This is a genomic window from Novosphingobium meiothermophilum (assembly GCF_003171715.1).
Lineage (GTDB): Bacteria > Pseudomonadota > Alphaproteobacteria > Sphingomonadales > Sphingomonadaceae > Novosphingobium > Novosphingobium meiothermophilum.
Window position 1 is genome coordinate 294,075 of sequence record NZ_QGHL01000020.1, and the last position, 15,425, is coordinate 309,499.

General features: G+C 62.3%; 12 protein-coding genes. 7 read left to right on the top strand and 5 right to left on the bottom strand.

Translation table 11 applies throughout. The features are described 5' to 3' along the window. Positions 1-12: 12 nt before the first annotated feature. Genes DKM43_RS16260 through DKM43_RS16290 form a run of 7 tightly spaced genes read left to right on the top strand, consistent with a single transcriptional unit; the run spans position 13 to position 5,457 of the window. Entirely contained in the window at positions 13-324 is a 312-nt protein-coding gene (locus tag DKM43_RS16260) for a hypothetical protein (protein ID WP_109799525.1), read from the top strand. Then, positions 321-605 (top strand): hypothetical protein, encoded by a 285-nt coding sequence (locus DKM43_RS16265; RefSeq protein ID WP_109799526.1) that lies wholly within the window; start codon positions 321-323, stop codon positions 603-605. Before DKM43_RS16260 ends, DKM43_RS16265 begins: the two co-directional genes overlap by 4 nt. Beyond that, entirely contained in the window at positions 605-2,146 is a 1,542-nt protein-coding gene (locus DKM43_RS16270) for a phage tail protein (RefSeq protein ID WP_109799527.1), read from the top strand. Before DKM43_RS16265 ends, DKM43_RS16270 begins: the two co-directional genes overlap by 1 nt. Next, a complete protein-coding gene (locus DKM43_RS16275) occupies positions 2,146-3,006 on the top strand; it encodes a tail fiber domain-containing protein (protein ID WP_109799528.1) in 861 nt (286 codons plus the stop codon). Before DKM43_RS16270 ends, DKM43_RS16275 begins: the two co-directional genes overlap by 1 nt. Beyond that, positions 3,003-4,394 (top strand): NHL repeat-containing protein, encoded by a 1,392-nt coding sequence (locus tag DKM43_RS16280; protein WP_109799529.1) that lies wholly within the window; start codon positions 3,003-3,005, stop codon positions 4,392-4,394. Before DKM43_RS16275 ends, DKM43_RS16280 begins: the two co-directional genes overlap by 4 nt. Positions 4,395-4,397: 3 nt before the next feature. Further along, the gene (locus tag DKM43_RS16285) at positions 4,398-5,078 is read left to right on the top strand and encodes a hypothetical protein (RefSeq protein WP_109799530.1); all 681 of its coding nucleotides are present in this window, start codon (positions 4,398-4,400) and stop codon (positions 5,076-5,078) included. Between the two features lie 7 nt (positions 5,079-5,085). Then, the gene (locus DKM43_RS16290) at positions 5,086-5,457 is read left to right on the top strand and encodes a hypothetical protein (protein ID WP_201739898.1); all 372 of its coding nucleotides are present in this window, start codon (positions 5,086-5,088) and stop codon (positions 5,455-5,457) included. A gap of 4 nt (positions 5,458-5,461) precedes the next feature. Here DKM43_RS16290 and DKM43_RS16295 read toward each other — a convergent pair whose 3' ends face one another. From DKM43_RS16295 to DKM43_RS16315, 5 genes are read right to left on the bottom strand one after another with little or no spacing between them, the layout of a single operon-like run. Next, positions 5,462-6,250, bottom strand: a complete 789-nt coding sequence (locus tag DKM43_RS16295) for an HNH endonuclease (RefSeq protein WP_109799531.1) — start codon at positions 6,248-6,250, stop codon at positions 5,462-5,464. After that, positions 6,247-8,190, bottom strand: a complete 1,944-nt coding sequence (locus tag DKM43_RS16300) for a GmrSD restriction endonuclease domain-containing protein (protein WP_109799532.1) — start codon at positions 8,188-8,190, stop codon at positions 6,247-6,249. Before DKM43_RS16300 ends, DKM43_RS16295 begins: the two co-directional genes overlap by 4 nt. Continuing rightward, complete coding sequence (locus DKM43_RS16305) at positions 8,190-12,134, bottom strand: Eco57I restriction-modification methylase domain-containing protein (RefSeq protein ID WP_109799533.1); 3,945 nt, start codon at positions 12,132-12,134, stop codon at positions 8,190-8,192. Before DKM43_RS16305 ends, DKM43_RS16300 begins: the two co-directional genes overlap by 1 nt. Continuing rightward, positions 12,134-14,923, bottom strand: a complete 2,790-nt coding sequence (locus DKM43_RS16310; RefSeq protein ID WP_236632631.1) for a DEAD/DEAH box helicase — start codon at positions 14,921-14,923, stop codon at positions 12,134-12,136. The genes DKM43_RS16305 and DKM43_RS16310 overlap by 1 nt, the downstream gene beginning before the upstream one ends. Then, positions 14,920-15,330, bottom strand: coding sequence for a hypothetical protein (locus tag DKM43_RS16315; RefSeq protein WP_109799534.1), 411 nt, complete (start codon positions 15,328-15,330; stop codon positions 14,920-14,922). Before DKM43_RS16315 ends, DKM43_RS16310 begins: the two co-directional genes overlap by 4 nt. Positions 15,331-15,425: the final 95 nt, after the last annotated feature.

Here is a 15,425-nt window from a genome sequence, read left to right on the forward strand (position 1 = left end):
ACAGGTGAAGGCATGACCAGGCTGACGATCCGCCGGGGCGGCACCAAGCGCGTGCGCGCCACCTTTTTTGCCGACCAGGGCGCCGGGATCGCTCGAGATCTCTCCGGTCTCGCGCTCATGGTCATTGACCAGAGTCCGAATATCGCACCGCCCGCGCTTGCCATTCTGCCGCCGGCGACGGGCGGGCAGATCGAGGTGCTGTGGACCGATGAACAGACTGCGCCGCTGAAGTCGGGCGCTGGGCGGGTCTGGCTGACGCTTGGTTTCGAGAATGACAGCGGGGAGCGTGAGGTCCTGCCGACCCTTACGTTTGATGTCGAATGACGACCGCGCTGCAGATCATCGAGGCGGTTCAGACCATCCTCGTCGAGAGCGACGGCACCAGCATCACCTTCGAGGTCTCAAACGCCGGGATATCAGGTCCACGCGGGTTTACCGGACCTCAAGGCCCACCAGGTCCGCCCGGGCCGCTCAGCGCGCTTACGGACTTGTCCGACGTGGCCTTGGCCGCACCCGAGGGCGGCGACGTCCTCACGTACTCATCCCCCACCAACACATGGATCAACGAGAAAGCGGCCAGACTGGTCGACGGAGGTAATTTCTGATGGCCAATACCCTGCGTATCAAGCGCCGGGCCGCAGGCGGTGCGGCCGGGGCTCCAGCATCGCTCGCAAATGCCGAGCTCGCATTCAACGAGCAGGACAACACACTCTACTACGGCACCGGCACCGGGGGTGCTGGCGGAACAGCGACCTCGGTCATCGCCATCGGCGGCCCGGGCGCCTTTGTCGGGCTCTCGGGCGACCAGACCATCGCCGGGATCAAGACCTTCTCGAGCACGATTGTGGGTTCGATCTCGGGCAATGCCGGGACCGCCACCGCGCTGGCAACCGCGCGTTCGCTCGGCCTGTCCGGCGATGTAACCGGTACGGCCTCGTTTAATGGCACCGCCAATGCGACCATTGCCGCCACCCTTGCAAACAGCGGCGTCACCGCTGGCTCCTATGGCTCTGCCACGCAAGTCGGTCAGGTCACGGTCGACGCCAAAGGGCGCGTGACCTCGGCCAGCAATGTCGCGATCACGTTCCCGGTGACTTCGGTGGCAGGGCGCACCGATGCCATCACGCTCTCTACCAGCGATGTCGCCGAAGGCACCAACCTCTATTTCACCGATGCCCGGGTTCGCGCCAACCGGCTCGATCAGATGGCAGCACCTACCGCTGCGGTGGACTTCAACAGCCAGCGCCTCACTGGTCTTGCTGATCCGACGGCTGCCCAGGACGCAGCCACAAAGAACTACGTCGATCTGACCGTTCAGGGGCTCGACCCTAAGGCTTCGGTGAAAGCCGCATCGACCGCCAATATCGCCTCGCTTTCCGGCACCATGACAATCGACGGCGTTGCGCTTGCCGCGAGTGACCGCGTGCTGGTGAAGGACCAGACCACGCCGTCCCAGAATGGCGTCTATGTCGTTGCCTCTGGCGCCTGGGCGCGCGCGATCGATCTCTCGACCTGGGACGAGCATGTCTCGGCTTACCTGTTTGTCGAGCAGGGTACCGTGAACGCCGATGTGGGCTATCTCTGCACGGTGGATGCGGGCGGCACGCTGGGCACAACAGCCATCACTTTCGTTCAGTTCAACGGCGCCGGACAGATCGTTGCCGGCAATGGCCTCACCAAGACCGGCAACACGATCGACGTGGGGGCCGGCACAGGCATTGCTGTGGCCGCTGACGCTGTCGCACTGACCGGTCAGGCGCTGGCGCTCCACAACCTTGGCACCAATGGGATTATCGCCCGCACGGCCGCTGGGACTGTGGCAGCGCGCACGCTGACTGCCGGTTCGACCAAGATCGCAGTCACCAATGGCGATGGTGTGGCGGGCAACCCTACTGTCGATGTCAACGAAGCCAACCTGACGCTGGGCAATATCGGCGGCACGCTCGGCGTGGCCAAGGGCGGCTCGGGCGCGACCACGCTCACCGGCTACCTCAAGGGCAACGGCACGGCGGCGTTCACGGCGTCCGCGACCATTCCCAATACTGACATTTCTGGCCTTGGCACCATGTCGACGCAGGCAGCCAGCAACGTCGCGATCACCGGTGGCTCGATTGATGGAGTGACGCTGGATGGTGGAACCTTCTGATGCCGAGCACCATCCTGCTCAAACGATCGTCGACCGCCTCCAGCGTGCCTGCGGCGGCATCGCTGCAGTCGGGCGAACTCGCCGTCAATCTGGCTGACCAGAAGCTCTATTCGAAGACTGCGGGCGGCACCGTCGTTCAGGTGGGCTTTGGCAATCTGACCTCTGCGATGGTGACGACCGCGCTCGGCTTCACACCCTACAATTCGACTAACCCCAGCGGCTACATCACGGCCAGTGGGTCGATCACCGGTTCGTCAGGATCCTGCACCGGCAATGCCGCGACAGCGACCAGGTGGGCGACTGGGCGCACTATTGCGCTGACCGGCGATGTGACCGGCACCAGCGCGGCATTTGACGGCTCGGCGGCTCTGTCATTTGCCGCAACATTGGCGAATAGCGGCGTGACGGCCGGGACTTATCTCAAGGTCACTGTTGACGCCAAAGGGCGGGTCACCGCGGGCTCATCGATGACCTCCGGCGATGTCACTGGCGCTCTTGGCTATACGCCTGCCAACAAGGCCGGCGACAGCTTCACCGGCAGCATCTCTGTGTCAGGATCGGTCACCGCAACCGGCGACATTACTGCCTACTCCGATGCGCGGCTAAAGACTGACATCGAGACGATCACTGGCGCGCTGGACCGGGTCCGGAAACTTCGTGGGGTTACCTTTAGTCGTCGCGAGACAGGCAATCGCGGCGTTGGTCTCATCGCCCAGGAATTGGCGCCCATTGTGCCAGAAGCGGTCATGACCCATAAGGGTGGCCTGCTGTCTGTCGCCTATGGCAATCTCGTCGGGGTACTGATCGAGGCCGTGAAGGACCTGGCCGACAAGGTCGATCGCCTCGAGGCCCAACCATGACCCTGCAGACATCGGGGCCGATCTCGCTTGGCAACGTCGCCGTCGAACTAGGCCGCACATCGACTACCACGACTTCACTCGGCGAGGCAGCCGTGCGGACGCTAGCTGGTGTCGCATCCGGGCCGGTCTCGCTCTCCAACCTCTACGGCAAGTCGAACGAGAGCTTCTGGTATGCAACCTTTGGCTCGACCGTGGTCAATTTCCTGATCCTGGGCACTGACAGCAGCGGCAACATCTACGCCAGCGCCACGAGCGCAGTCTTCAAATGGGACCGTGACGGCGCGCTCATATGGGCCCGCAACGTCTCTGGGCCTTTCATCAACGGTGGCTGGATTGATGCCAGCGGGAATGTCTACCTCGCTGGCGCCTACTACTCGAGCAACTACTATGGCTGGCTGGCCAAGCTCGACACCTCGGGAACCCTGCAATGGCAGCGCAGCCTCAACGGCTCCGGCCAGGAAATCTGGTACAATGCGGCGGTCGATGCATCCGGCAACGTCTATGTGGCCGGCTATTCAACCTCGAGCGGTGGCTCCGGAAATGCCGACGCGCTGATCGCCAAATACAATAGCGCCGGCACCCTGCTGTGGCAGCGGTCGATTGGTGGCTCCGGCAACGAATATGCCAGCCAGATGGCGCTGAGCCCGGACGGCAGCATGCTGGTCCTCTCGGGCAACACCTCGACGTCAACAGCGGGCAACATCGATGCCTTGATCACCGTCATCAGCACCGCCACCCCCTCGGTCAGCTGGCAGCGCTCGATCGGGAGTACTGGCTATGATTACGGCTATGGCGTTGCGATAGACAGCAGCAACAACATCTACTGGCTCGCGGGCATCAACGGCGCGCTGAGCCTGCTCAAGATCAGTTCAGGCGCTGTCATCCAGTGGCAGCTGTCCCTGCCTTCCAGCTACGGCAGTGGCACGGTGAACCTCGGGCCGGACGGCAGCCTGCGGGTTTTTGTGCCGATCTATGCCGGGGCGGACATCTATCAGTTTTCGATCGATGGCACCTTGCTGCTGTCCCGCTCCATCAGCCTCGACACGAGCAATGGCGCGAACTCATTAAGCCTCACGGGTCTGGCGGTTAGCTCAACGGCAATGGTGTTCTCCATCTACACCATGATGGATTTCTCGCCATACGGTTACATGGATCTGTGCGGCGCCATCTTCAAAGTGCCAGTCGATGGTTCGAAGACCGGGACCTGGTCAGTGGCCGGTGCCTCGACCCAGGGCGTAACCTACAGCGCCTCATCCCCCAGCATCGGCAACACCTTCTGGTCTCTGACCTTCCGCAGCTTCTCGTTGCTGAGCCGCACTCTGACCGCGGGGACCCCAGCCTACAGCTTTGCGGCCGGGTCCTACACCAACACCACGACCGGTATCTGACCCATGATCATTTCGCATGACCGCCAGAAGCTGTTCATTGGCGTGCCGAAGAACGGGTCGCAGACGGCTCGATCTGTCCTTGGCCAGATCGGGGTTGATCTGGTTGGCGAGTTGGGACGCCACCCCACATTGCCGGAAGCGATCAGGTTGGCTGAGGAGCAGTTCGCTGGGAAGAGCATCTCACCAACGGCTATCTATGCCTTCTGGCGGGATCCGGTTGAGAGGTTTTGCTCGGCGGTCGAGTTCCACAAGCGCTGCCTGCCGAATTCGTTGATGCAGCTATTCCCCGATAGGTTCATTGGCATTGAGCCCCATCCGCGATGGTTCGAGACCGACCCAGGGGCGGTGACTCCCGGCCTTCGCGCGGTCATCAATGCCCTTGCACCGCTTGAAATCCTCGCAGCGTTGCCGCCGCCGCTCGTTCCCGGGGTGCCCCTCCAGTCGCGGGGAGGCAATCTTAGTTTTTATCGGCCGCAGTCGGAATGGCTGGATCACCCCGGCATGACCATTCTGCCGTTTGCTGACTTCGAGGCTGGGTTGCGACAGGTCATCGATCAGTTTGGCGGGGATGGCGCGTCGGTCGATATCCCGCGGATCAATGCAGCGGCGGGCTTATTGCCCGTGCTGAGCATGTCGGAGGCCGAATTGGTTCGAGCCTACTACAGCAGCGATTTGCCGCTATAGTGCGCCGGTGAACCGGGACGACGAAAAGCGCATTGCGGCCAAGATGGCCAAAACGCTCGCGATGATGTGCGTTCGGAATACCGGCCTCGAAACGCTCCATGCGGGCATCGTCCCGGTCACGCACGCTGGGGATTATTCCGACGTTCGCGTCATTGATGCCGATGGGCGTGAAATTCCGTGGAACGATGCCTCCCACCTCGACGATGATCAGATTCGTGCGCTGATGAAGGAAATCGTCAACCGCCTCTACACGTTCAACGTCTCGATCGATGATCCCGATTTCCGGGACCGGGTCGATCGTTGGGCCAGGATCGCCGATCGCTGGGACGAGCCGGACGAGGACATCGCATTCTTCCGAGCTCTGGCTGAAGAAGATTGACCGTTCAGCCTTCAGCCGAAATCCAGATGTTGTCGCGGTGCCACTTCAGGCGTTCCCGATGCTGGTCTGAAAGTGGCAGTGGCGGAACGTTTTCCAGTCCCAGAGCTTCACGGGCATCCAGACCCAGCTTCGGAGAGGCTATCGACCGTCCCAGATCGTCAAATGTCACAAGACCGGCATCAAAGGCCGCGTCCCACAAGGCTGAGAGCAGCAGGCCATTGTGGACGTTCAACCGCTCTTGGTCGCTGCTACACGCCGCCCACGGAATAATGTGTGATGCCCGCAGGAGTTCGGTTTCCCTCACACCCGTCAGGGGGCAGGTCGCATTCCAATAGTCCATCAGTGCCGAGCGAAACCGGTTCTGACCGATCCGAACTTTTTGCTCTCGTTCGGCCTCGGTATCGCCAAGATGCGCGGTATCGCTGAGGAAGTTCTCGTAAGGCAGTGTCGGCAGGCACATCGACAATCGGTAGACCGCACTGACTGCTTCGAAGAGGCCATCTCTATCCTGGAATGCGAAGGCTCCCGCGTGCCCTTTTGCGCAAGGCCCGGCCAGCTCAGCCTTCAGCTCCCGTGCCGCCCCGGGATGGGCGACGGACAGGAAGAAAGGTCCGGCCATCCCATTTGTTGATGCCGCGACTGCGATTTCACCGGGCGCTGACGCCGACGAGAAGAACAACCAGCCCGCTGCCTGTCCTTGCGGGATCCGATAGCCATGCTCGTTGGCAGCGTCGCGCAGTTCGGATTCCAGCGCGAACGGATATTCAGATAGCCGATCTCTGGTATCGATCATGCGACAGGCTCACCCTCGACTTCATGGATCACATATTGGCGGAAAGCCTCTGCAGTCGTGAAGCACCTGAAACCGGCTGAATTGGCCAACGACATCAGCTCTGCGCTTTCGTCGATCAGCACTGCCACCGCTTCCGTCAATTCCTGCCGGACACCATTAGGCCAAGCGATGTCGAGCACAGCCTGCTGTCCGCCGGTAGCTTCATCTACCAACTCAAACGCCAGAACGCCTTCCGCCAGCCCGCGGTCTTGCGCCCAGGCATTGAGTTCGACCAATTCGTTCTCTTCTTCCTCGGTGGCGAACCCGCCAATCACTGCGGGGGCGGCCAGAATGGGGGCTGCACTGGCAAGCCAGCGATCCGCCTCGGCACCCAGCAAGCTGGCCAGCTGTTTATTGGCCTCGGCCGCCAGAAGTTCGCGCCGCGCGGCTAGGAAGTCCTGATAGTTTTCGATCCGCCACAAATTGCGGTCGATCGGCACCCATTGCGATGCCAGCGCGCCGGGATGGTTGGCCTCGATCTCTTCGAAATACACCTCGGGGCGCTCATCGGAAATATTGAGGTTCGTGCCCTTCGTCAGGAAGCAGAAATTGGCGATCGCATTGACATCGGCCCGGCTGAAATTCGCCTTGTAGAGTTGCGCCTTGGGGAAGATGTGGTGGACCTCCAGTTTGCTGAGCTTACCCAGCATGTCGGCCTTTAGCGGTAGTCCGGTCCCCCAGTCGCGCGCTTCGGCCATGCGGGTCAGCATGTAGAGCACTGGATAGAAGCGGGATCCCATGTTCCAACCGGTGAAATGGCCCGGCTCCACGCGGAGGCCGCCGTGCCACAGACGCAGGACATCCAGCATGCGGTCGAGCCCACCGGCAGACAGTGCTTCAAGGTCTGCATCAATGAAGCTTTCGGTTGAACCTGAAAAACGCCCCCACATGGCAGCCTGCGCATACCAGAACAGCAGCTTGTCCCGTTCCTGCTGGCTCATCGGCCCCGAATGCTGATCGAGATAACGGGCCATGACGGGAACTGCCCCGCGACCGAAGAATACCCGATCATGATCAAGGCCAAGGCGCCCGGCAATCAGGTTCAGCGCTGCCTCCACATGCTTGCCGGCGCGTGAAAGGGCACCCTGAACCTCTTCAGCGGAGCGTTCATGCAGGTGCAGGAACTTGGCTTCACCCGTCAGCACGGTGTTGACCGACCGCAGCAGCCAATCGAGCGAGAAGTCGTATCCCGCCTGCTTCCATGTCGAGAGGCGCGTCTTCATTTCGGCACGCGCTTCCGGCCAGTCGGCGCATATCTTGGCCAGTGCCAGATCGCCCTTTGATAGCTTGGTGCCGCCGCTGTTGACCTTGTTGAAGATGTCGACCACCACATCGAGCGTCATGTCCGCTCCGGTGATCTCCTCGATATGCAGATCAATGTCCCGGATGCCGAGGAGCTTGTTCAGGCGGCCGGCATATTCGCCGATCTGCGGGGCGTGTTCGGGTTTCGAGGCCAGCGCGGCTATCATGGTGCCCAGACCATCATTGCCGCCCTTGAACAGGGCGCTGACGTCGATCCACAGCGGATCGTCCTTCATCGCAATCGGCTGGTAGAACTGGAATTCCTCGCGTCCGATATGGAAATGCAGGTTGGTGAAGGCCTTTTCATTCCCGTCGAAGAACTTGGGCGGCATACCCCTGATTACGCCATAGAGCGAGGTCATCCGCTGCTGGCCATCGAGCAAGAGCTTGACGACACCCGGCGCAAGTTCCTGATCGCCACGATATTGCGCGCCCTCGGATTGCGTGGCCCACACCAGCAGACCGCCGACCGGGTGCCTGCGATAAAGCGAGCCGAAAAGCCCGCGCACCTGATCGCCGCCCCAGACATATCCGCGCTGGAATTCCGGCAGGGCCATATGGCCGTTGTCGATGTAGTTGAGGATGGTGGAAATCTGCATCAACGGTATCCTTCCGTGCGCTGGCGCATGCCGCCGGCCACCAGTGCGTCATAGGCGGCGAGGACGAGGCGGGCGGTGCGGTATTCGCCGTGTCGTCTGATCTCGTTGGATTTGAGCACGCGGAAGGTTTCGGACGGATAGTCCTCGCCCATCACGTCCTTGGGATCGAGCACATAGCGCAGCTCGTCGCGGCTCAGGCCGTAAGCGAGCGCATACCAGGCATCGAGCTCGGCGCGCAGTTGCGCGCGGCGGTCTTCGTTCCAGGCGAACGGTGGTCCTTCATAGCCCAGATCGCGGGCGAAGGAGGCCATGGCGTGGGAAGTATAGGTCAGCTCCAGCACGCGCGGGACGATGAAGGCCAGCGCGGCCTCGTCATAGGTAGCGGGGGGGAGGACGGGGAATTGATTAATAAAATAAAAGCTCATGTTCACGCCACTGACTTTCTGGCGGACGACATAATCGGATGTCAGTGAGTTCAGACTCCCAATGAAAGCAGCGCACATTACTGCACTATCGCCGATATCGAGTAGAAATGCACTGTCACCGACACCCGTCTCAGGCAGAGCAGTAAAGATCAGCGTTCGCTCGTCGTTATTGCGAGCATTTCTCCGCCAGCCCATCAGCCATTGGCGATCCCAGCCCTTGGCGGCCAGGCGGCTGGCCACTTCGGCTTGCGGCACCCAGTATCGCGGCGCGGGTTCGCAGGCGGGGTTCTGCTTTTCTTGCAGAGTCATGTCACGGCTGGTTTCGCCGTCGGCCTCGTAAGTGGCCCAGCGGTGATCGAACTGGTGGATCATCTTGGCTTCATACAGCGGCACCATGCGCCCGCCATCATCCCGCACCCAGTCTGCCCCTTCGCGCCGCCAGCCGGCCCCGGCCAATTGCGCGGCGGTGCGGAAAAGGCCGCTGTCGCTCGTCATGTTGAACAGGCCCTGCCGGAACTCCACGCCCCAGGGGTTGCCCGCAGGCCCCCGGCCTTCCGCGATCAGCACGGGCACGCGATCATAGATGGCTGCCGTCAGCGCGGCATCGGCACGGGCGCGGAATACGGGCGCGGTGCGGGTGTTGGGGTTGATCCGGGCGATTTGCGCGGGCGAAAGGGTAAAGCGGCGTTCGGCCTGTTCCCATTGCGCCGGATCGGTGAGGAAAAAGGCAAAGTCCGCCGCCGCCACGCCCCAGCCCAGGGTGAGCAGGCAGAACTTCATCCGGCTGTCCACCGCCGGGAACAGCTTTTCGCGGTTTTCAAAGTCGATCAGACCGGCCAGCCGCTGGCTGGCCACCAGATGGCCGAAGAAGGGGGCGGTGGTGGCATCGGTGGCAATGCCGGTGGGCACGATCAGCCCGGCGGCGCCGCCAGGGCGCAGAAGATTCAGGAAATGTTCGGCAAACAGGCCATAAGTGTTCACCTTGCCCCGCGCCGTCAGATCGAAGCGGCCACTGGCGCGGGCAAATTCATTCATGGCGTCAAAATTGCGCTTGTCGGCCTGATACTGGGCAAAAATCTGCGGATGCTCGATTTCGAGCGCAGCGATGGCGCGTTTGCGCGCCGCACCTTTCAATGCAGCGATTTCGGGAACGCGGGAAGCAAAATACTCCTCCTCCCCCAGCTGCACGACTTCCCACGGTGGATTGCCAAGCACCACATCAAACCCGCCCTTGCCGATCATCACTTCCGGGAAGGCCAGTGGCCAGTGGAAGGCACGGGCCTCACCCGCCGCATCGACGGCAGCCGCTTCCAGTGGTCCGTAAATCTGCCCGCCGCCCAGCCTTTGCCGCAGGTGCGATGTAGTCGGCACGGTCACGCTGTTGGCATTGGCCGGCGCTCCGCCCGTCTTGGGCAGCAGGAAGGCCGCGATATAGAGATCGCAGGCAACCTTGGTGGCATAGCGCTTGGGATCAGCTTCCCACGCGGCGAAGCGGCGGCGCTTTTCCGCAACCTGCGCCACGGTATCTTCCGGTAGATGGCGCAGATCGTCCATCGTGGCAGCCAGTTTGGCCGGGGGCAGCCCGGTGCCGCCGCCCGCGCTGAAATCGAACGCGGCCTGGCCCTTCTTCTCATCCTTGTTGCGCTTGGCGAAGTATTTGGCGGTATCCTTGTCGTCGCCGGTCAGCGGCTTGTAGGCATCATCCGGGATGCCTTCTTCCAGCGCCTGCAGATCGAACACGCCCAGCAGGCTGTCTCCGCACTGGATGTTGGCATCAAGGAAACCCAGCGGCTTGCCCGGCTCCACCGATTCAATCCACAGCGCCACCTTGGCCAGCTCGATCGCCATCGGGTTGCGATCCACCCCGTGGATGCAGCCGCGCACCACATCGCGCATGGCCGCGTTGTAATCGGGCGCGTCCGCGTTGCGCAGCTGCGCCACGCGCGTCGCCATGCGCCGCGCTGCGCCCAGCAGGAAGTGGCCCGATCCGCAGGCCGGGTCGATCACGTTGAGTTCAAGGATGGCATCCGCGCCGCCCTCTGCTTCGGCCCGGTCCAGCACCGGATCGAGAGCGCTGTCGAGCAGGCACTGCACCAGAGAGTCCGGCGTGTAATAGCTGCCTGATACCTTACGCGCATTGCCGCGTGCTTCCGCACCGACTGCGAAGCCGAAGGTGCGCCCGCCATCCTCGCGCACGGGCACGAGTTCGAGCAGGCCTTCATAAACGCTGCCCAGTTCCTCGGTCGCCATATCGCGCCAGTTGATCCGGACGCGGCGGCCATCCTCGATCAGCCAGCCCAGCTTGAAAGCGGCAGCCAGCAGCGCACGGTTGGGGATTTGCGCGGCATCGAGGTCAGGGGTGAGCGCCCGGTCGAACAGGCCGCCTAGCGCGGGCAAGCCCAGCAGCTTTTCCCCACGCTCCAGCGCGCGGAACACCACCTTCACGCCTTCCCAGGCATCATGGTGATGATCGTGCGCATTGCGGCGCGTCGACCGGTCGCGCAGCCAGGCGAAGCCGTAGTTGTTGCTGTATAGATCGCGCACGGCCTTGGGCGTCGCGGGCGGATGCAGCAGATCGCGATCCTCGGCCACGCCCAGGAAGATCAGCCGGTAAACCACGCGCAGCATCTGTTCGAACAGATGCGGCATGGTCAGATCATTGGTATCGAGCCGTTCCCGGATGGTGGGGTTAGCATCAAGGATGCCCTGGCCCAGTGCCATCAGCGCATCCTCGACGTTGACCCGCAGCCGCTCTCGAGCAGAGGTGCCGGCCCGCATCCCAGCCTCGCGCCAGCGCTCCAGCGCGCAATCGCTGGCGCCTGCGCCTTCTGCACCGAAGCGGCTGGCGTGGATCAGCAACCACAGGGCCGCGAAATCAGCGAACATCTCGTCGCGGAAGATCGCCCCGAGGTCCGCCTCGATCCAGGCCGGACGGGTCAGGCTGGCATTGTCGCGCATCAGCCGTACCCGGTCGCCTGCAAAGACGAGGCCCCAATAGAAGTCCGGGTTGGCATTGAGCCATTCTTGCAACAGTACGGTAGGCGAACGGCGTGCAATGCGACCGCTCGCTCCATCTCCGAACTCCGGCAATGCCCGGGTGAACCCATCGCCTGCCTTGCCCTTTTCTGCTGGTGCTGGCGGTGCGACGACTACCGGGACGCGCCCACCCTTAGCTTCCCATGCGATGGTGTAGCGCCGATCTTCGCGGGTATGATGATGCGGCCCAGTGAGCTCGAAGCCGAACGCTTGTTCCAGCAGGCTCCGCGCAAAATCAGCGGTCTGCTGCATGGTGGGCTGATCCAGCCGGACATAGGCCTGCCAATGGGCCTGACCGATGCGGAAATAGCGCGTAATCTCATCGCGCAGGCCGGTGCCCTTCGGACAACCATAGTCGGCCGCCATCTTTTGATCGGGCGCAGCGGAGGCAATCGCCTGCACTTGGGCGGGTGCGATCAGCCCACCTTCAATTGTGATCGCGGCAAAGCCGATGTCGGCAGCGCGCTTCATGGCACGGGACATCAGTTCACCTCCGGCAGCAGGACATAAAGGCCGATGATATCGGCCGGCAGGACGGGACTCACCTTGACGGTGGCACCGCCGCCAGCGGCTTCGGTCAGGCGGAGGTGGTCAACCGAAAGCGCCTCACCGCGCTGATGAGCGAACGCCTCAAGAGCGGGCGTGTAGGAAGCCAAGCGGTCGCGGGCAGCGTCGATCTGCCGGATGCGTGCACTTTCATCGATATTGCTCGAAGCTTCGGCTTCCAGCAGGGCCAGCGCGTCTTCAGCGCTCAGCGAGACGTCCTGGCCAAGCCCTGAGAAGGCCAGCCCGGTGGCTTCTTCCGCTAGCAGGAGACGGTTCATACGGCCGCTGGTCACCAGCTTGTAGCGCAGGCGCAGCAGCAGCAGCGTTGTCATCTGGCTCACCGCACGGGTCCGCCAGACGCCAGCGCGACCGAGGGCCCGCCCTTCTGCAGCTTCTGGGTCCAGCGCCCCCTCGGCCAAAGTCTCGGCCAAGACGGCTACTACTGGGTGGACGCGGCCAACATGGGTTACACCGGGAGACGGGTCGTCTTCGAAGCTGATCCGCTTCGTGCCATGCAAACCTCGCTGCCCCAACCGCTCACGCATCATCTCGGGCAGGAAGTCGAGGTGAAGCAGCGAGTGACCCAGCAGAGGTTCCAATGGGGCTTGGAGGCGCTTTAGCGCCCGCTCCGTGAAGCGGGCTACTTCCTTGGGGCCACCATTGAGCGCCCGCATCTTGCGCCACTCGGGGAGAACTTCGTCAGGCTTCAATGATCCCTGGGCATAGCGGGCGCGGCTTGCCTTTGCCCCCTCAGCCGTATCGCGCCATTGCCGCTCGAACAGGTCGGCACCAGGGCCGAAGTCAAACGTCATCTGGCTTTTTGCGCTGCCGCCACGGTGCAGCAAGACCGCCTGCATCAGAGCTGAGGTCACGCTTTCCTGGTCTTCCGGCATCGGAACGCTGACGCCCGTCGCCTTCTGGATTTCTTCGGCCTTTCGCAGGATCACGTTGAGCACAGCCCCGTCGATTGGGCTGTTTTCGCCATACATCATGAGCGAGCGGACAACGGGCGCCTGTTGTCCGAAACGGTCGACGCGGCCCTCGCGCTGTTGATGCCGGGTCGGGTTCCAGCTCAGGTCGTAGTGGACGACCGTGTCGAATAGGCTCTGGAGGTTGATACCTTCCGACAAGCAGTCGGTCGCAACGAGGATCCGGTTTTCGAAGGGCTCAAGCGCATCGACCCGGCTGCGCCGTTCATCAGGCGGAAGAGTGCCCGTGACAACGGCTATGGCCGCTTTCGGGAAGATGGCTCGCAGGGTTTGTCCCAGTGCCTCAGCCGTAGCTATGAAACGGCAGAAGATGACCGGCTTGGCGCCCTCCTTGAGAATGGGACGCAATTCCGCAAGGAGCTTCTTGACCTTGGGGTCCTCATCCCGCCGGGCGTCGAGGGATTGAGCCAGTTCGATGAGGCTGTCGAGTGCGGCTGTTTCCTCTCGGTCCTCAATGGCAGTGGCCGGCTCCACGTCGCTCTCATTGAGAACGCCATCTTCGGCATCGAACACGACCGGTTCGATTGCTTCTTCCTCTGCCATGCCGCCAAGGCGGTTCCGCAGTGCACTAACAGCTGCGGCAGGAGACGACCCCACACAGCGCATGAGTGCAAGCGTCCCCCAGAAGGCGAGTCGGCGATGCCTCTGATCTGATCCTGCACGCTCAGTAACGTTCAGGCAGTAATCGAGGACTGCCTCTTGGAAGGTGGCAAAATCACCTGCGAGCGTGAATGGCGATTCCTTGGTCTCATGCCGGGCAAAGGCACGTTTCTCGTCCCAGCCATCCTGGATGTCTGGGCGACGGCGCTGGATGAAGTGCTGAGCCAACCGGCGGGCATAGCGCTCACGGGCATTGGCATCCCCTGATTCCGGGCCGCCGGCGAGATCTGGATGGACCAGACCCAGCAGGCGGTCATAAGCCACAATGTCGCCGCTGTGCGGCGTCGCAGTCAGAAGGAGCATGTGTCGGTCGGCGTCTGCAGACAGTGTTTGCAGAAGATCGAAGCGCTGGTGTTTTCTGCGCTCATTGCCAATGCAGGCATGCGCCTCATCGACAATGACGAATTGCGGGCACGCCCGTGCAAACTCATCACGCCTACTGTCCGCCTTGATATAGTCGAGGCTGACGACGGTGTACGGGTAAGCCTCGAACAGACTTTGCGAGGTAGGCAAGCCCCGCTCGAGCCCGCGAGCCCGTGCTGCCGTGACGGCCACGGCATCAATATCAAACTTCTCGGCAAGTTCGCTGACCCACTGATCAACGAGATGCGGCGGGCACAGGACGGTGAACCTGTCTGTAAGGCCGCGATCCAGCCACTCGCGAAGGATCATGCCTGCTTCGATGGTCTTGCCGATTCCAACATCGTCAGAAATCAACAGCCGCGCAACGGATTGCTTAAGCGCCATCATAAGTGGGACAAGCTGATAGGCACGGGGTTCGACGCCCAAGTGCGCAGCACTTCGGAATGGTCCAGCGCCGCGACGAAGCGAGAGGCGAAGGGCATCGGCCAACAAACGGCCCCCGTCCTGCGTGTCGAGACGGTCGGCCGTGGGGGCCGCGAAGCTGGCAGCGCTGACAGGTGTTGCCTCAAGGGCGGGCGCAATCAGCTGCGCATCATCGTCGGTTCCCGACAGTGGCCGGATGTTGAGCAGTTCCTCGGAGGGCGATGGCAGAACAATCCATTCACGCCCGCGAGCACGGACCATGTCACCAGGAGAAAATACGACCGCGTTCATCGGGAAACTCCAAGTGCAATAAGTAGTTCGGCTGGCGCGTGTTCAGCCGGACGATCAGGCAGATCGATTACGTCGAGGATACCGAGAGCAGCGGCCTCGTTGACGAGTTCAGGTGATGCCCCGCCGGGCACAGCGAGTACCCCCTTGGCTGGCCAGAACAGGGGCAGTTGTATCCCCGCCATGCTGAGTCCTGACGGGGTAGGAAGCCCCCACTGCCGAACAGCCTCACCCCAAGGGTCGCCTGCACTGGCGGTTTCGGCCTCGCTTTCGTTAGCGGTTGTCAGCTCGCAAAGCAGGCTGATCACGTTGTCGTTTCGGCGGTCGATCAGTTCATGATCGGGCTGATTGAAATAGGACAAGATGCAGCGATAGCAGCCCGCGACGCAGGCATCTTCAGTCTCAATCATTGAGGTGGTGCCGGTTTTCTGGACAGGGTGTTAAGCTACTCCCGACCTGAAGGACTGGCACGGGAATGAAGACGACGAGAAAGCGCTACAGCGCC